The 19,117-nt window shown below is 48.1% G+C and carries 12 protein-coding genes and 1 riboswitch; all 12 genes read left to right on the forward strand.

The window, feature by feature from the left end; genetic code table 11:
- The first annotated feature begins 409 nt into the window (after positions 1–409).
- On the forward strand, positions 410–562 hold the full coding sequence (locus tag H8710_RS01250; RefSeq protein WP_249293571.1) for a hypothetical protein: 153 nt from the start codon (positions 410–412) through the stop codon (positions 560–562).
- Positions 563–595: 33 nt separating this feature from the next.
- A riboswitch (TPP riboswitch) is annotated at positions 596–702 on the forward strand.
- A 104-nt stretch (positions 703–806) separates the two neighbouring features.
- Positions 807–1,475 carry an energy-coupled thiamine transporter ThiT gene (locus H8710_RS01255; RefSeq protein WP_249293572.1) on the forward strand — a complete coding sequence of 223 codons (669 nt, stop codon included), beginning with the start codon at positions 807–809 and terminating at the stop codon, positions 1,473–1,475.
- A gap of 487 nt (positions 1,476–1,962) precedes the next feature.
- On the forward strand, positions 1,963–5,760 hold the full coding sequence (gene rpoB / locus H8710_RS01260; protein WP_249293573.1) for a DNA-directed RNA polymerase subunit beta: 3,798 nt from the start codon (positions 1,963–1,965) through the stop codon (positions 5,758–5,760).
- Positions 5,761–5,778: 18 nt separating this feature from the next.
- Complete coding sequence (gene rpoC / locus H8710_RS01265) at positions 5,779–9,324, forward strand: DNA-directed RNA polymerase subunit beta' (RefSeq protein WP_249293574.1); 3,546 nt, start codon at positions 5,779–5,781, stop codon at positions 9,322–9,324.
- Positions 9,325–9,578: 254 nt separating this feature from the next.
- Complete coding sequence (gene rpsL / locus H8710_RS01270) at positions 9,579–10,004, forward strand: 30S ribosomal protein S12 (protein WP_249293575.1); 426 nt, start codon at positions 9,579–9,581, stop codon at positions 10,002–10,004.
- A gap of 130 nt (positions 10,005–10,134) precedes the next feature.
- Positions 10,135–10,605: a 30S ribosomal protein S7 gene (gene rpsG, locus H8710_RS01275; RefSeq protein WP_249293576.1), complete on the forward strand. Its 471-nt coding sequence runs from the start codon at positions 10,135–10,137 to the stop codon at positions 10,603–10,605.
- A 115-nt stretch (positions 10,606–10,720) separates the two neighbouring features.
- Entirely contained in the window at positions 10,721–12,799 is a 2,079-nt protein-coding gene (gene fusA, locus H8710_RS01280; RefSeq protein ID WP_249293577.1) for an elongation factor G, read from the forward strand.
- Positions 12,800–12,917: 118 nt separating this feature from the next.
- Entirely contained in the window at positions 12,918–14,117 is a 1,200-nt protein-coding gene (gene tuf / locus H8710_RS01285; RefSeq protein WP_249293578.1) for an elongation factor Tu, read from the forward strand.
- Between the two features lie 295 nt (positions 14,118–14,412).
- Positions 14,413–15,762: an NADP-specific glutamate dehydrogenase gene (gene gdhA / locus H8710_RS01290; RefSeq protein ID WP_249293579.1), complete on the forward strand. Its 1,350-nt coding sequence runs from the start codon at positions 14,413–14,415 to the stop codon at positions 15,760–15,762.
- 489 nt (positions 15,763–16,251) lie between these two features.
- Positions 16,252–17,001: a YdcF family protein gene (locus H8710_RS01295; protein WP_249293580.1), complete on the forward strand. Its 750-nt coding sequence runs from the start codon at positions 16,252–16,254 to the stop codon at positions 16,999–17,001.
- A gap of 16 nt (positions 17,002–17,017) precedes the next feature.
- Entirely contained in the window at positions 17,018–17,965 is a 948-nt protein-coding gene (locus H8710_RS01300; protein ID WP_249293581.1) for a DnaD domain protein, read from the forward strand.
- Between the two features lie 33 nt (positions 17,966–17,998).
- A complete protein-coding gene (locus tag H8710_RS01305) occupies positions 17,999–19,000 on the forward strand; it encodes an ATP-binding protein (protein WP_249293582.1) in 1,002 nt (333 codons plus the stop codon).
- Positions 19,001–19,117 lie beyond the last annotated feature (117 nt).

A 19,117-nucleotide genomic window follows, 5' to 3' on the forward strand; every position in this document is an offset into this window, starting at 1 on the left:
ATTGGAGATGTACGCTAATTTTTTAGGGGTGTTTCGTCGATTCTCAGGGTAAAGTTTTTCACATTTTTCCTTCTTCTGAATAGTGATTGCATCGTAACAGAGAAAACGACGAAAAACAATTGGCTGTAATTAATAGTTATATAGGCACTATCTGACGAAAAATCCCTAAAAAAAGACTATGTGAGAAAAAATTCTTCAATGATTTGCCAATCTCCGTGTCGAATAACGGAAGCCGCAAAGGAAATAATACCATTGTAATCTTTTAGAAATGGAGGCGGTAATTTGAAAATAGGCTATCGAATCAAGAGCAGCTTGATTTTACAGCTTTTTGCCGCCAAAGATGATGACGGCAATTTTTTGGCAAAGCCCCTAAAAACGGCTCAATTCCCAGAAAGGAAGGGATTTTAAAATGAAAGACCATCAATTTTTCGCCCTGCTTTTAGCGGTCATCGGCCTGATGTCCGGGCTTTGCATGAAGGAAGCCCAAACGACTGCCGTTGCCGCCGAAGTTGGAGAATTTCAATCGGGATTTCTCTATCTCACCAATGTCCCGATGAACTAAACTTGACAATCTTTCTGCGATGGTGTACAATATTTGTCGAATCAGGGGTGCTGGCACAAGCCGGCTGAGAGGAACAAAGTGTTCTAACCCTTTTAACCTGTTTGGGTAATACCAGCGTAGGAAGATTTGTAAAAACGCCTGGCTTTCAGGCCATTTATATCAAATCTGTAGCCGCGGGGAACTCCCTGCGGCTTTTTGATGGTTAAAAGCAAACCCTGAAATCTATTTTGAAAGAGGTTTCATCATGCAAAATCAAAACGTCAAAGTTATCCGCCTTGTAGAGACAGGGTTGCTCTTGGCACTGGGTATCATCCTTGATACATTCTTTAAAATCGACGGCATCTGGGCGTATGGCGGTTCCGTCACTCTGTTCGCTATGCTGCCTCTCGTTATTATCGCTTACAAATACGGTGTTCTGTGGGGATGCCTTTCCGGTGTGGCCCACGGGCTCATCACCATGCTGATTTCAGGATTTCGGTCGGGGGGACTGGCTGTAATGGTCCAAGAAAACGAAGGCTGGAAAAAGTTTATCTTTGTGGTACTCTTAGACTACATATTAGCTTTTGCTGTTATCGGCATCGCAGGACTGACACCCAAATTTATGAAGAGTACGGCGGGTGCGTTGGGCGTTGGCGCTGTGATCGGCCTTGCGGCGCGGTACGTGGTTCACATTGTTTCAGGATATGTCCTTTTTGGAACTTACGCCGAGTGGTTTTTCAGTCAGAGTGGCTGGGGACAGGCCATCCTTGAAAAACTCCAAGGTAACCTTCTGATGTTCGTGTACTCGGTGATTTACAACGGCCTTTACATGGTTCCCGAAATCATTATCACCGCTGTGGGCGGCTTCATCGTCGGAAAATTCCTCAAACGGCAGATTGGCCATAATGCGACCAATTGCATCAAAGGAGAATAAAATCATAATAAAAAGCAAAGCAGGATATGTGCTGCTGGGCGGTACATAAATCCCAAGAGCCGCGCTATGTTATAATAGAAGAAAACCGCTATTCCTCAAGAGGTTTGAGGAATGGCGGTTTTGCCCATATATGGGGAATTTTTCCATTTGGTGTATGGCGCAAATAAAATTTGTCCAAAATATGGTTAAAAAGCCAATTTTCTGTTGGAATTGAAAGTTTTAGTTGACAAAATCCCTTGACTGTACTATAATGATAAACTGTATCAAAATGGATATTTGCGCCTTTAGAAGGCTGAAAATGTTCAAAAGGTACAGTTTTATAGTGTTAATTTGTGCAAAAAATCAATTGACTTTGAAAAGAAACTTGTATTTATTGCACAAAGGAATGGACGGGGCGTCTTTTAAATTCGGAAATTTTATTTTTTGCGCAAAAATGGAGGTTCCGATTTTAAAACCGCCTAAATAGATGAATGGAGTGATTAAGCCTATGGTGAATGTCAAGCCTGTGCAGCTCGGAAAGAACACCCGCATGAGTTTTGCCCGAATCAACGAAGTGCTCGAGATGCCGAACTTGATCGAGGTTCAGATCAATTCGTACAAGTGGTTCTTGGAACAGGGGCTCAAAGAAGTGTTTGCCGATATGTCGGCCATCACCGACTATACCGGTAACCTGGTGCTCGACTTTGTCGACTACCGCCTGGAAAAGGAGCCCAAGTATTCGGTCACTGAGTGCAAAGAACGGGATGTGACCTATGCGGCTCCTTTGCGGGTTCGGGTGCGCCTTCTCAATAAGGAAACTGGTGAAGTCAAGGAGCAGGAAATCTTTATGGGCGATTTCCCGCTGATGACCGAAAGCGGTACCTTTATCATCAACGGCGCTGAGCGTGTCATCGTTTCTCAGTTGGTTCGTTCTCCCGGCGTTTACTATTCCGATGCCTTTGACAAAACAGGTAAAAAACTGTTTAAGTCTACCGTCATTCCCAACCGCGGCGCATGGCTTGAATATGAAACCGACTCCAGTGACATTTTTTATGTCCGTATCGATAAAAACCGCAAAATTCCGATTACTGTCTTTATCCGCGCTTTGCTGCGCATTCGTGACGATGTGACCATTGAGCAGATCCAGGACGACTTCAAGGTGGCTCTCACCGATAACGAGGGCACTGATGCCGACGTCTTGGAGATCTTTGGCGATCACGATACTATTGTAACCACTTTGCAGGGCAAAGATACTACGAAATCCGGCGACGAGGCGCTGCTGGAAGTTTACCGTAAGCTGCGTCCCGGCGAACCGCCTACACAGGAATCCGCTATTAAACACCTGGTTCCTCTGCTGTTTGACGAACATCGTTACGATCTTTCTCGTGTTGGCCGCTATAAATACAACAAAAAGTTAGGCCTTGCCGTCCGTATTATGGGACACACTCTGGCCCAGCCGGTTGTTAACGAACTTACCGGTGAAATCATCGCCGAAGAAAATGAGCTCCTCACTCGGGACAAGGCCTGGGAGATCGAAAGAGCCGGTGTAGATACTGTATACATCCGCACTGAGGAGAAGGACATTAAAGTCATCTCCAACGGCATGGTAGAAATTACCGATTTTATTGACCTTAACAAAGAAGAAGTGGGTATCAACGAAAAAGTCCGCTTCAAAATCCTCAAGGAAATTCTTGAGGAGACCGAGGACGACGCTGAGCGGATTGAACTGGTCAAGAAAAACGTGGGCCGTTTGGTTCCAAAACACATCATCAAAGACGACATCATCGCTACCATCAATTATATGAACTGCTTGGCATATGGTCTGGGCACTGTGGACGACATCGACCATCTGGGCAACCGCCGCATTCGTCCTGTGGGTGAACTTTTGCAGAACCAGTTCCGCATTGGCTTCTCCCGTATGGAGCGTGTCATTCGCGAGCGTATGACTTTGCAGGCGCAGGACATGGAAGTCGTTACTCCGCAGGCTCTCATCAACATCCGTCCCGTTGTGGCGTCGATCAAAGAGTTTTTCGGTTCTTCGCCCCTTTCTCAGTTCATGGACCAGAATAACCCTCTGGCCGAGCTGACTCACAAAAGACGTCTGTCCGCATTGGGCCCCGGCGGTTTGTCCCGTGACCGAGCGAGCTTTGAAGTCCGTGACGTTCACTACTCCCATTACGGCAGAATGTGTCCCATCGAGACTCCTGAAGGTCCCAACATCGGTCTGATCTCTTATCTCGCGACTTTTGCCCGGATCAACGAATATGGCTTCATCGAGGCCCCTTATCGCAAGGTGGACAAGGAAACCGGCGTCGTCACCGACGAGGTCGAATACATGACTGCCGATGTGGAGGACGAAGTGGTTGTTGTGCAGGCTAACGAGCCCCTCACAGAGGACGGCAAGCTGGCACGTCCCCGCGTTAACGTCCGCTACCGCGACGAAATCATGGAAGTTGACCGGAGTAAAGTTGACTACATGGACGTTTCTCCCAAGATGGTAGTTTCCGTCGCAACTGCGATGATTCCCTTCCTCGAAAACGACGACGCTAACCGCGCTCTGATGGGTGCGAACATGCAGCGTCAGGCGGTTCCACTTCTGAAAACCGAGTCTCCCATCGTGGGAACTGGTATGGAATACAAAGCGGCCGTCGACTCCGGCGTCTGTGTACTGGCTAAAGAAGATGGCGTTGTAGACCGGGTTTCCGCCGACGAAGTTATCATCAAAGACGATGAGGGTAAACTCCATAAATACCCCATCATCAAGTTTATGCGGTCTAACCAGGGTACCTGTATCAACCAGCGCCCCATCGTCGATAAAGGTGAGCGGGTCGTGAAAGGTCAGGTTATTGCCGACGGCCCTGCAACTTCTGACGGCGAAATTTCTCTGGGTAAAAACGCCCTCATCGGCTTTATGACCTGGGAAGGCTACAACTATGAGGACGCCGTTCTAATTAACGAAAAAATCGTCCGTGACGATGTCTATACCTCCATCCACATCGAGGAATACGAGACCGAAGCCCGTGACACCAAGTTAGGGCCGGAAGAAATCACCCGCGATATTCCCAACGTGGGCGAGGATGCCCTCAAGGACCTGGACGAGCGCGGCATTATCCGCATCGGTGCCGAAGTCCGCTCTGGTGACATTTTGGTCGGTAAAGTTACCCCGAAAGGCGAGACCGAGCTGACCGCGGAAGAGCGCCTTCTGCGCGCTATTTTCGGCGAAAAGGCAAGAGAAGTTCGCGATACTTCTCTGCGCGTTCCCCACGGCGAATACGGCATCATCGTCGACGTCAAGGTCTTCACCCGCGAAAACTGCGACGAACTCAATGCCGGCGTCAACATGGTCGTCCGCTGTTATGTGGCTCAGAAACGTAAAATCAGCGTCGGTGACAAGATGGCGGGTCGTCATGGTAACAAGGGTGTTGTATCGAGAATTCTGCCTCAGGAAGATATGCCTTTCCTGCCCGACGGAACTCCATTGGACATCGTGCTGAATCCGCTGGGCGTACCTTCCCGTATGAACATCGGCCAGGTGCTGGAAGTCCATCTGGGCTATGCCGCCCGGGCGCTCGGCTGGAAGATCATGACCCCTGTTTTCGACGGCGCGCACGAGGAAGACATCCGCGCCTGCTTTAGAGAAGCGGGAATGCCGGAAGACGGCAAGACCGTTCTCTACGACGGACGTACCGGCGAACAGTTTGACAACCGCGTTACCGTCGGTATTATGTACTACCTGAAACTTCACCATTTGGTCGACGATAAAATCCACGCTCGTTCCACAGGCCCTTACTCTCTTGTCACCCAGCAGCCTCTGGGCGGTAAAGCCCAGTTCGGCGGACAGCGGTTCGGTGAGATGGAGGTTTGGGCGCTGGAAGCATACGGCGCCGCTTACACCCTTCAGGAAATCCTGACTGTTAAGTCCGACGACGTGGTCGGCCGTGTCAAGACCTACGAAGCAATCGTCAAGGGCCACAACGTACCCCAGTCCGGCATTCCGGAATCCTTCAAGGTTCTCATCAAGGAATTGCAGTCCTTGGGTCTGGACGTTAAGGTGCTCGACAAAGACCAGAACGAAATTGACCTCAAACAGACCTTTGAGGACGACGAAGACATCACCTTCAACAGTGCGGAAGTAGACGACCGCCATTTTGACGACGAATTCAACTATGTGGAAGACGGCGAAATGGAAGGCTACACCACTGCGGATGCTGAAGATGTTTTGAGCGATTCCGACGACGAGGACGAAGTGGAAGAAGAGGAGTACGCCTTCGAGTTGGATGGCGACGATGCAGACGAAGATTTTTAATGGAAGAAGGGGTCGTAATTGGAATTTAACGTTTTTGAGTCGATAAAAATAGGTTTAGCTTCCCCCGAACAGATCCTCGAGTGGTCTCACGGCGAAGTCAAGAAACCCGAAACCATCAACTACCGCACACTCAAACCGGAACGCGACGGCCTTTTCTGTGAGCGCATTTTTGGGCCGACCAAGGACTGGGAATGCCATTGTGGAAAATATAAACGTCTGCGTTACAAAGGAAAAATTTGTGACAAGTGCGGCGTCGAAGTCACCCGTTCCAAAGTCAGAAGAGAGCGGATGGGTCACATCCAACTGGCGGCGCCTGTGTCGCATATCTGGTATTTTAAGGGAATTCCTTCCCGTATGGGCCTGATTCTCGATATTTCTCCCAGAAGGCTCGAGGAAGTGCTCTACTTTGCAAAATATATCGTCATTGATCCCGGCAGCACCATTCTCGAAAAGGGTCAGCTCCTTTCCGAAAAAGAATATGCTGATATGCGGGAAAAATACGAAGACGATTTCAAAGCCGGCATGGGTGCTGAGGCCGTCAAGGAACTTCTCAAGGATCTCGATCTGGAAGAACTGTCTGTGGATCTCAAACAGCAGCTGAACGATGCCACCGGACAGAAAAAAATTCGTATCCTGAAACGGCTGGAATGCGTCGAAGCCTTCCGCCTTTCCGGCAACAAGCCCGAGTGGATGATCCTAGACGTTATCCCGGTCATTCCTCCGGATATCCGTCCCATGGTACAGCTGGACGGTGGGCGTTTCGCGTCTTCCGACTTGAATGACCTGTACCGCAGGGTTATCAACCGAAACAACCGTCTACAGAGACTGCTGGAACTGAAAGCTCCCGATATCATTGTCCGCAATGAAAAGAGAATGCTTCAGGAAGCAGTTGACGCATTGATCGACAACGGCCGCCGCGGCCGTCCGGTCACTGGGCCAAACAACCGCCCCCTCAAATCCCTTTCTGATATGCTGAAAGGTAAACAGGGCCGTTTTAGACAGAACCTTCTCGGTAAACGTGTCGACTACTCCGGCCGTTCGGTTATCGTCGTCGGCCCGGAACTCAAGATGTATCAGTGTGGTCTGCCCAAAGAGATGGCGCTGGAGCTGTTCAAGCCCTTTGTCATGAAACGTTTGGTGGAGACCGGTGCTGCCAACAACATCAAGAGCGCCAGAAAGATGGTCGACAGAGCCCGCCCCGAGGTTTGGGACGCTTTGGAAATCGTCATCAAAGACCATCCGGTGCTCTTAAACCGCGCGCCTACCCTGCACAGACTGGGTATTCAGGCATTTGAGCCGGTTTTGGTCGAGGGCCGTGCATTAAAGCTCCATCCGCTGGTTTGTACCGCGTATAACGCCGACTTTGACGGCGACCAGATGGCTGTTCACGTGCCTCTGTCAGCGGAAGCCCAGGCGGAAGCCCGCTTCCTCATGCTGGCGGCTAACAATCTGCTAAAACCTTCCGACGGACGTCCTGTTGCCGTGCCGACTCAGGATATGGTTCTCGGTTCTTACTACCTCACTTTGGTCAAAGACGGCGATATGGGCGAGGGCAAGGTATTCCGCGACGTCAATGAAGCGCTGATGGCCTATCAGGACGGCGTTGTCACCCTCCATGCGAAAATCAAGGTTCGCATGACCAAAGGAAATGTCACCGGCATGGTGGACACCACTGTTGGCCGGCTGATCTTCAACGACCCCATCCCTCAAAATTTGGGATTTGTGGACAGAAGCCTGCCGGAAAACCAGCTCAAGCTGGAAATCGACTTTTTGGTCGGCAAAAAGCAGCTGGGTAAAATCATCGACCGCTGCATCCGCATCCACGGAACCGCGAAAACCTCTGAAGTGCTGGACCGTGTTAAAGCACAGGGCTTCAAATACTCCACCAAGGGGGCTATTACCGTCGCGGTCTGCGACGCAGTGATTCCTCCTCAGAAAAAGGAATTGTTGGAGCAGGCGGACGAGGCTGTCCTCAAGGTCACCCGTCAGTACGAACGCGGTCTGATCACGGAAGAGGAAAAGAAAGGCCACGTTATCAAAATCTGGAACGAAACCACCAACAAAGTTTCTGATGCGCTGACCGAAAACCTCGACGAGTTCAACCCCATCTACATGATGGCGGACTCGGGAGCTCGTGGTAGCATCAACCAGATCAGACAGCTGGCCGGTATGCGCGGACTGATTGCAAATACCGCCGGTACTACCATCGAAATCCCCATCAAGTCCAACTACCGTGAAGGACTTAACATTTTGGAATACTTCATTTCTTCCCGTGGCGCACGTAAAGGTCTGGCCGATACCGCGCTTCGTACAGCGGACTCCGGTTACCTGACGAGACGTCTTGTCGACGTTTCCCAGGACGTTATCATCCGCCAGGAAGACTGCGGCTGCCACGAGGGCATCTTGGTACACGACATCCGCGAAGGCAACGAGATGATCGAACCTTTGACCGAGCGTCTCCAGGGCAGATATCTGGTTCACGATTTTGTCGACCCCAACACCGGTGAGGTTTTGGTGTCGAAAGACAAGATCATGGACGAACATGACGCTCAGAAGATCGCCGATACCGGCGTTCAAAGCGTGGAAATCCGTTCCATTCTGTCCTGTCGTTCACCTCAGGGAATCTGCGCGAAATGTTACGGTTCTAACCTTGCAAACGGCAAGCCCATCGCTGTCGGTGAGGCTGTCGGCGTCATTGCTGCTCAGTCCATCGGTGAACCCGGTACCCAGCTGACCATGCGTACTTTCCACACCGGTGGTATCGCAAACGCTGAGGATATTACACAGGGTCTTCCCAGAATCGTTGAGCTGTTTGAGGGTAGAAAGCCCAAAAATAGCGCCATCATCACCGAAATTGGCGGCTCAGTTCGCTTTGACGAGGAAAAACGTCAGCGGGTCATCGAGGTTACGAACACCGAGGAATCCAAACGGTATACTATTCCTTACGGATTCAAGATCAAGGTGCAGGAGGGACAGGAAGTCCAATCCGGCGATTCTCTCACTGAGGGAAGCATCAATCCTCACGATATTCTGGCCGTCAAAGGCGAGCAGGAGGTTCAGAACTACCTGATCGCAGAGGTACAGAAGACCTATCGTCTCCAGGGTGTTGACATCAACGATAAGCATATCGAAGTCATCGTCCGCCAGATGATGAAGAAAGTCCGCATCGTCAGTCCCGGCAGCACCGAGCTGCTCTCCGGCTCCGTCATGGAACGCGGAGACGTTTACCGAGAGAACCAGCGGATTCAGGAACGTCTGGACGCAGGGGAGGCTGGACTCGCGCTTATCACCTTTGAGCCTGTGCTGCTCGGCATCACTAAGGCTTCTCTGGCCACTGAGAGCTTCTTGTCGGCTGCTTCCTTCCAGGAGACCACCAAGGTTCTCACCGAAGCCGCTATCAAAGGCAAGGTTGACCACCTGATGGGCCTGAAGGAAAACGTCATTATCGGTAAGTTGGTTCCGGCTGGTACCGGTATGTCCTGCTACAACGATGTAGAGGTCATCCCTACAAAACCCGAGGTTTCTGAGAGTGTTGAAATGGTGGAAACTGTACCGATAATTTAATAAAATAAACCAGAAAATCGAAAGCCATGTGCTTTCGATTTTCTTAAGTTTTCGAGGTGTTTGTACTGGATAAAATGAAAAAATAACCATGATATTTGTCCTTTTAATAGAACAATGTAAGCGCTTTTCACAAGAAACCATAGTTTCAGAAAAAATTGTTGACAACAAAATTTAATAATGATACAATAAGCAAGTATGCTGGTAATAGGGCCATGCTCTGTGAAAGCATAGATATTGAAATAAGGAGGTGCCATATGCCAACCTTTAACCAGCTTGTTAGAAAAGGAAGAGCTACTCAGGCGAACAAGTCTACCGCTCCTGCTTTGAATCGTGGGTTTAACTCCATGAAGAAAGAAGCAACCGATCAGAACTCTCCTCAGAAGAGAGGTGTCTGCACTGCGGTTAGAACGATGACCCCTAAGAAGCCCAACTCTGCTCTGCGTAAAGTAGCGAGGGTCAAACTCACAAACGGAATGGAAGTATCAGCTTATATTCCTGGAGTAGGACACAACCTGCAGGAACACTCTGTTGTTCTGATTCGTGGCGGACGTGTTAAAGACCTTCCTGGTGTTCGTTACCACATTATCCGCGGTACACTGGATACCCAGGGCGTCAATAACAGAATGCAGGCCCGTTCTAAATACGGTGCGAAGCGTCCGAAAGCTGGTGCGAAAAAGTAATCATTCCGTTATTTCGTAAAGGCTGTCAAATGGTCCCAACAAATAGATGTTGCGGCCTTTTACTGGTCTGAACGGGGGAAATTTTACTTTCGAGTACCGATGATATCATTATGTGAAGGAGGGAAGTAAAGTGCCAAGAAGAGGTCGTATTGCAAAGCGTGATGTTTTGCCTGATCCTATGTACAATTCCAAACTGGTGACCCGGCTGATCAACAACATTATGTTGGACGGTAAGAAAGGTGTCGCTCAGAAAATTGTTTACGGTGCTTTTGAAATCGTAAACGAAAAGACCGGCAAAGATGCTCTGGAGGCTTTCAATGAAGCCCTTGAGAATATTATGCCCGTTCTGGAAGTCAAATCCCGCCGTGTCGGTGGTGCAACTTACCAGGTCCCCATGGAGGTTCGTCCCGAAAGAAGACAGACTCTGGGCTTGAGATGGTTGACTGCATATTCCAGAAACCGTTCTGAGAAAACCATGAAGGAACGTCTCGCAGGCGAAATCATGGATGCTCTCAACAATACCGGCGGAGCTTGCAAAAAACGTGAGGATACTCACAAGATGGCAGAAGCCAACAAAGCTTTCGCACATTTCAGATGGTAATTTTACTATCTCAAGAAAAATTGGACATACTTACCATGAGTATGTTTTATTCCGAACCTTTTTCCCTTCCGGCTCTCCGGGAGTGGAGAGGACTCTAGTAAATTAGGAGGAAATTATGCCAAGAGACGTATCTCTGGAAATGACTCGTAACATTGGTATAATGGCCCACATCGACGCTGGTAAGACTACCACCACCGAGCGTATCCTCTACTATACTGGTAGAACGCATAAAATCGGTGACACCCACGAGGGTACCGCGACGATGGACTGGATGGCGCAGGAGCAGGAAAGAGGTATCACCATTACTTCCGCTGCGACGACGGCGTTCTGGAAAGGCCATAGAGTCAATATTATCGACACCCCCGGCCACGTTGACTTCACTGTCGAAGTTGAACGTTCTCTCCGCGTTTTGGACGGTTCTGTGACCGTTTTCTGCGCGAAGGGCGGTGTTGAGCCTCAGTCTGAAACCGTTTGGCATCAGGCGAATAACTATAAAGTTCCCAGAATGGCGTTCGTCAACAAGATGGATATCATGGGCGCCGACTTCTACAATGTTGTCGACATGATGAAAGACCGTCTGAAATGTAACGCGATTCCGATTCAGCTGCCTATCGGTGCTGAGGAAGACTTCAAGGGCATCATCGACTTGCTGGAAATGAAAGCCTATATCTATAATGATGATTTGGGCAACGATATTTCCGTTATCGACGTTCCCGACGATATGAAGGAAAAAGCAGAACAATATCGGTCCGAGCTTATTGAAGCGGTTGCTACTAACGATGACGATTTGATGGAGAAATATTTCGCAGAGGAAGAGATCACCATCGATGAGCTCAAAAAAGCAATTCGTAAAGAGACGATCGCCAATACCATTGTTCCTGTTACCTGTGGTACCGCTTATAAAAATAAGGGTGTCCAGAAGCTTCTCGACGCTGTTGTTGACTATATGCCGGCTCCTACGGATATTCCTGCTATCAAAGGTGTGGATCCTGCCACCGGCGAGGAGACTGAACGCCATTCTTCCGATGACGAACCTTTCTCCGCTTTGGCCTTTAAAATCGCTACCGACCCCTTTGTCGGTAAGCTGTGTTTCTTCCGTGTGTACTCCGGTACAGTCGATGCCGGCTCTACCGTTTATAACTCGGTAAAAGGAAAATCTGAGAGAATGGGCCGTATCCTGATGATGCACGCAAATCACCGTCAGGATATTGAAACTTGCTACGCCGGTGATATCGCCGCTGCGGTAGGCCTCAAGCAAACCACTACCGGTGACACCCTCTGCGATCCCAAACACGAGGTCATCCTCGAGTCCATGGAATTCCCGGAGCCTGTTATCCGTGTTGCCATTGAGCCCAAGACCAAAGCCGGTCAGGAAAAGATGGGCATCGCTCTGGCGAAACTCGCTGAGGAAGACCCCACTTTCAAAACCTACACCGACGATGAGACTGGACAGACCATTATCGCAGGTATGGGTGAGCTTCACCTGGAAATTATCGTCGACCGTCTGCTCCGCGAATTTAAAGTTGAGGCAAACGTCGGTAAACCGCAGGTTGCCTATAGAGAAACCATTCTCGGTAATGCGGATGTCGACCACAAATACGCCCGTCAGTCCGGCGGTAAGGGCCAGTACGGTCATGTTAAGATTCGTGTTGAGCCCAACGAATCCGGTAAAGGCTATGAATTTATCAACAAAGTCGTCGGTGGTAATATTCCCAAGGAATATATTCCCGCTGTCGACCAGGGTATCCAGGGTGCGATGCAGACCGGTATTCTGGCGGGCTATCCCGTTGTTGATATCAAAGTCGAACTGTATGATGGTTCTTACCACGAGGTAGACTCCTCTGAAATGGCCTTTAAGATTGCTGGTTCGATGGCTTTGAAAGAAGCTTTGAGAAAAGCGAACTCCGTCATTATGGAGCCTATTATGAAAGTCGTCGTCATTGTTCCAGAGGATTACATGGGCGACGTTATCGGCGATTTGAACTCTCGTCGTGGTCAGATTCAGGGTATGGAAGCAAGATCCGGTGCTCAGGAGATCAGAGCATTTGTTCCGCTGTCCGAGATGTTTGGTTACGCCACCGACCTGCGTTCTAAGACCCAGGGCCGCGGTCAGTATACTATGGAACCGAGCCACTATGTGGAAGTCCCCAAGTCTATTGCGGAAAAAATTATTTCCCAGAGAGCGAAAAACTAACTTTTCAGTGGATTTTTACAGAATTTGAAAAAATTTACCATTCATCTATTGAAATTTTAGTTCAGTTCTGATAAACTAAAAACAATATTTTCGTATTGATAAAAGGAGGAAATTTCTAATGGCAAAGGCTAAATTTGAAAGAAACAAGCCCCATGTTAACATTGGTACCATTGGTCACGTTGACCACGGTAAAACCACTTTGACCGCTGCTATCACCAAAACTTTGGCTCTGCAGGGTAAAGCTCAGTATGAAGCTTATGATATGATCGACAAGGCTCCCGAAGAGAGAGAGCGTGGTATCACAATCAATACCGCACACGTTGAGTACGAGACTGATAACCGTCACTACGCTCACGTTGACTGCCCCGGCCATGCTGACTATGTTAAGAACATGATCACCGGTGCTGCTCAGATGGACGGCGCTATCCTGGTTGTTTCCGCTGCTGACGGCCCCATGCCTCAGACTCGTGAACACATCCTTCTGTCCCGTCAGGTTGGCGTTCCTTACATCGTTGTTTTCATGAACAAAGCTGACCAGGTTGACGACGAAGAACTTCTCGATCTCGTTGAGATGGAAATTCGTGAACTCCTCAATGAGTACGAGTTCCCGGGCGATGATACCCCCATCATCCGCGGTTCTGCTTTGAAAGCTTTGGAGGCTCCCGATGATATCTCCAACGAAGCTTACAAACCTATTTTGGAACTCATGGATGCAGTTGATTCCTGGATCCCCACTCCCGAGCGTAAAGCAGATCTTCCTTTCTTGATGCCTGTTGAGGACGTCTTCACCATCACCGGTCGTGGTACTGTTGCTACTGGTAGAGTTGAAAGAGGTCAGCTCAATTCCGGTGACGAAGTTGAGATCGTTGGCCTGAAAGATGAGAAGATGAAATCTGTTGTTACTGGTATCGAAATGTTCAGAAAAATTCTGGACTATGCTGAAGCTGGCGACAACATCGGTGCTTTGCTCCGTGGTGTTCAGAGAACTGAAATCGAAAGAGGTCAGGTTCTCTGCAAACCTGGCACCATTCATCCTCATACCAAATTCCATTGCTCTGTTTACGTCCTGAAAAAAGAAGAGGGCGGACGTCATAAACCTTTCTTCAATAACTACCGTCCCCAGTTCTACTTCAGAACCACTGACGTAACTGGCATTATCACTCTTCCCGAGGGAACTGAGATGGCTATGCCTGGCGACAACCTGGAATTTGATGTAGAGCTCATCACTCCTATCGCTATTGAAGAAGGCCTCCGTTTTGCTATCCGTGAAGGCGGCAGAACTGTTGGTTCCGGCGTTGTTTCCAAAATCAACAACTAATTGTTATTGGTTTTTAAAACTCCTGGCTTTTGCCAGGAGTTTTTTATTCTGTCTACGGGGAACAATATCGTACTGATGAAATTAATGAAAAGCAATTGAATTTGACTGCAACAATTTAAAAAAATCCTGCAAAAAAAGCATTTACTAAAGTCTAAAATCTAAAAAAATATGTTTAAATTGTAAAATATGCAATTTTATGGAAAAATTGCTGCATAAATACTTGAATGTAATAATGGTATCGTGTATAATAAGTTCTAGTTTGGTACAGTACCACAAATATAAGGAGGAGTCACTCATGGCATTTAAAAACGCATATCTTGCCAGCGTAATGGAAACCGTTAAAAAACGTAACGGCAACGAGCCTGAGTTCATTCAGGCGGTTCAGGAAGTTTTGGAATCTTTTGAGCCTGTTGTGGAACAGCGCCCCGACTTGATTGAAAAAGGGGTCATCGACAGAATTGTGGAGCCTGAACGTTTTGTTCAATTCCGCGTTCCTTGGGTAGATGACAGCGGAAAAGTTCAGGTTAATCGCGGTTTTCGCGTACAATTTAACTCTGCAATCGGCCCTTACAAAGGAGGATTGCGTTTCCATCCTTCTGTAAACGCTTCGGTTATTAAATTCTTGGGATTTGAGCAGTGCTTTAAGAACTCTTTGACCGGTCTTCCTATGGGCGGTGGAAAAGGTGGTTCCGATTTCGATCCCAAAGGAAAATCTGACAACGAAGTCATGCGTTTTTGTCAGAGCTTTATGACGGAGCTTCAGCGCCACATTGGTCCTGATACTGACGTTCCTGCTGGCGACATCGGCGTAGGCGCACGCGAGATCGGTTTTATGTATGGTATGTATAAAAAAATTCGCAATGAGTTTACCGGCGTTCTCACGGGTAAAGGTCTTACCTACGGTGGTTCTTTGGCGAGAAAAGAAGCCACTGGTTACGGTTTGCTGTATTTTACTCAGGAAATGCTAAAATCTATGAAGAACGATTCAATGAAGGACAAAACAGTTGTCATTTCCGGTTCCGGCAATGTAGCAATCTATGCTACTGAAAAGGCAATGGAAATGGGCGCAAAGGTAGTTGCTCTGTCCGATTCCAGCGGATATATTCACGATCCGGACGGCATCAAGCTGGATGTCATCAAACAGATCAAAGAGGTGGAGCGCAAACGCATCGTCGAGTACACAAATCGTGTTAGCGGCGCGACCTTCCATGAAGGCTGCAAAGGCATCTGGACCATTCCCTGTGACGTTGCTCTGCCCTGCGCCACCCAAAACGAACTGGACGGTGAAGCGGCTAAAACCCTTGTCAAAAACGGCGTGATTGCTGTTGCAGAGGGCGCCAACATGCCTTCTACTCCTGAGGCTGTCGAGACATTCCTCCAAGCAGGTATTATGTTTGGCCCTGCAAAAGCGGCAAATGCAGGTGGTGTTGCTACATCCGGCTTGGAAATGAGCCAGAATTCCTTGCGCTATTCTTGGACTTTCGAAGAAGTCGACGCGAAACTGCAGGGGATTATGGTCAATATCTTCCACAATGCCTATAATGCATCTAAGACCTACGGCCATGAGGGAAATCTGGTTATGGGTGCTAATATTGCAGGATTTGAGAAGATTGCCGATGCGATGATTGCCCAGGGCGTTATCTAATAACATGTAAACTTCCAAAATTTTATAAGGGCTGGTACGAATTTTACGTGCCGGCTCTTGTTTTTTCCAAAAGAACTTTTTTCATAAGACTTTTTATGGTATAATAAACGCAGTAAAACTGCGTTTATTTTGTCATCACCCAGTTCTGCCACAGCAGAACTACGGCGGGTAAACCCGCCTCCGAATTTCTTCGAAATTTGTGGATGTGGGATAGTGACCTCACGGCGTGAGCCGAATCGTTGGGAAGCAAGTCTTCGGACGCCTGAGAGAATAATTTATTGAAATTTGAGTTTTTTCCTCTTGCGGATACGCCGTTTTTGGAATTTAGCATGATAAAATAATGTTTAATAATCTCTACAGGCAGACGACTCATCCGAGTGGATTGAAAGACAGATGGGTCGATAGTATTTTAGTATAACAAGACAAGCTTTTACTTTGGATAAAAAATGAATTTTTACTTATAAAACCAGTAAAGTAGGAAGGTAAAATATGATACTCGATTTGGTTCTTTTCATTATTGGCGGACTTCTCATCCTTTATTATATGGTTTCGACTCTGGCCTTGGGACCTGTTTCATTCAGTGCCGTCTTACTGGCTTTTGGGATTTTGCTAACGGTCTTAGGGCTGTTGGACCGTAAATTTGGACATCTCAGCAAAATCATCAAGCTGAAAAAAATGCTGATACCAATTGCTATCGCGGCGCTAATCTGTTTTGTGATGTTGGAAGCGGTTGTCATCACGGGCGCAGTCCAAAAGGACCGCACCAAAGCAGATTACATCGTGGTATTAGGAGCTGGACTTCGCGGCGATCAGCTGAGCCTGACCCTGAAACAGCGACTTGATGCGGCGCTTTCGTGCGAACAGGGGGAGATGATTGTTGTGACCGGTGGGCAGGGCTGGAACGAGACAATTCCAGAAGCTGTGGCCATGAAAAAGTATCTCGTTGAACAGGGAATATCAGAAGAACGCATTTTGGTGGAAAGCCAATCTACCGATACCAACGAAAACCTAGATAATGCGAAGGAAATAATCGAGACCAACAGTGGAATGAATCTTTCTGATTCGAAGGTAAAAATCATCAGCAGTGATTACCACTGTTTTCGGGCCAAAATGATTGCGAAACGTCATGGCTATACTCAGGTAACGGCTTACGGCGCCGGGACCCATCCCCTTCTAATACCGTCTTTTTATACCAGAGAGGGTCTGGCCCTTGTGAAGTCTTTCCTTTTAGATCGATAATTTTGGAGGTAATACTGTGGGAATACAATTAAACGGGGGAAACTGTTCCTCCTTCATAGCTGTGCCCGCTGATGTGATAGACAAGCATCTTGCAAGCGCCAGCGGTATTTATATCAAGGTGTTGTTAGCGGTCATTCGCCTCAATGCCGTTGATTCCAAAAAACTTTCAAAGCTCCTCGCCGTTCCAGAGAGTGACGTGAAGGAGGCCGTCGGCTACTGGAAAGCAAATGGTGTACTGGACGAGTCTCCCTCTTCTCAGAAGTTCTCAGAGGCTCCTGCTGCCGCTGAAAAAACACCGAAACGGAGGACCCAGCCCATTGCCATGACCCCTGAGGATATCAGTGCTGCCACAGTGGAAGAGCAGTCTGAGCACGACCCGCAGATCAAGTTTTTGCTCTGTACCTCCGAATGTCTCTACGGCCGCCCGCTAACATCTGCGGAGCAGAAAGGCCTCGTCTATATTCATGAGTATATGGGGCTTCCCGCCGATGTGATTATTATGGCGGTGGAATACTGTATTTCCATTGAAAAGCCACATTTTAATTACATACAAAAGATGTGTGCCCAGTGGGCAGATGACGAAATCAACACCCATACCCGCGCAGAAGCGGCCATCAAACAACTTTCCTCCTATAAAAGCCGGGAAGGAATGGTGCGGTCCGCTTTCGGAATCCAGGAAAGGGCGCTGACAGCGGCTAATAAGAAGTATATCAATCAGTGGTTCGACGATGGCTTTGACATCGAGATGATCAAAATCGCCTATGAGCGTACAGTTGATCGAATCAACAAGGTTTCCTTCCCTTATATTAATAAGATTTTGCAGTCATGGAAAGAGAACGGCATTTTTGCGCCAACCGATTTAACTACCAAAGAGTCCCCGCGTTCCTATCAGAAGGGACAGAAGCCGGATGCTTCCTACGACTTGGACGAATTTGAGCGTCTGGGTTTTCATGTGCCCAAATAAGGCTGTTTTCGGATCCATTAAAAGGAGTAACCTATGAAAAATGAAATTCTTTCCAAAGCACTTAAGGTGCTGGAGCAGCGCCGTGTGCGAGCGGACATTGAACAGGCCGCCCATCTGGATGAAATCTATCAAAAGCTTCCTCAGGTCATAGATGTTCGAAAAGAGTTGGCTCTCACATCGGTGCGGCTCACAAAGCTTATTCTATCCAAGGAAACCGATATCACCGAGGGACTCGAAAGACTCAAAGAATCGAATCTTAATCTGCAAAGAATGGAAAAAGAGCTTCTCATTTCTCGCGGTTTTCCAGCTGATTATCTCGAAGTTCATCCCGCCTGCAAAAAGTGTGGAGATACCGGTTATGTAGGAAATGAACGCTGCTCTTGTTTAAATAACCTGATGCGGCAGATTAACATTGAGGCCATTAACAGTGTGTCTGCTCTTAAGCTGTGCGATTTTTCAAGCTTCGACCTGCGTTACTACAGCGATGAAATGGATGCGGCTACCCGCGTGGTACCGCGACAGATTATGTCCGACATCTACACCTTTTGTCAAAAATACGCTGAGAATTTTACTCCTCGCATCAAAGGGATTTTCATGGTGGGGGAGACAGGACTTGGCAAAACCCACTTGTCGCTGGCAATTGCGAAAACGATCATTGAAAAAGGATACGCGGTGGCGTATGGTTCTGCTCAGGATTTTTTGCGAACAATCGAGGCAGAGCATTTCGGCCGCGCCGAGAATAACGATACTCTTAATACCTTACTGGACGTGGATTTGCTGATTCTCGACGATTTGGGAGCGGAGTTTATGTCCCAGTTCAACCTCTCTGCCATCTACAATTTAATCAATACCCGCTGTAACCGGGAAAAGCCTACTATCATCAATACAAACCTAACTTCTAAAGAATTGGAAGATCGATATTCCCGCCGGCTGGTATCCCGGCTGTTTTCGTTGCTGACCTATCTGCGTTTTGTCGGAAAAGACATTCGACAAATTAAAGCAAATGAGGAAGTATTTGGTAGGTCAAGCGGGTAAGTTGTGAAAATAGTATTTCAGTAAAATACAATTGTATCCAAAGTATTAAAAGCTCCCTGCCTTTTTGCTTGTACCCGGTTTTGAATTTGATTGCCGGTACTGCCCTTGGCAGGGAGT

The organism is Fumia xinanensis, from assembly GCF_014384905.1.
GTDB classification, from domain to species: domain Bacteria; phylum Bacillota; class Clostridia; order Oscillospirales; family Ruminococcaceae; genus Fumia; species Fumia xinanensis.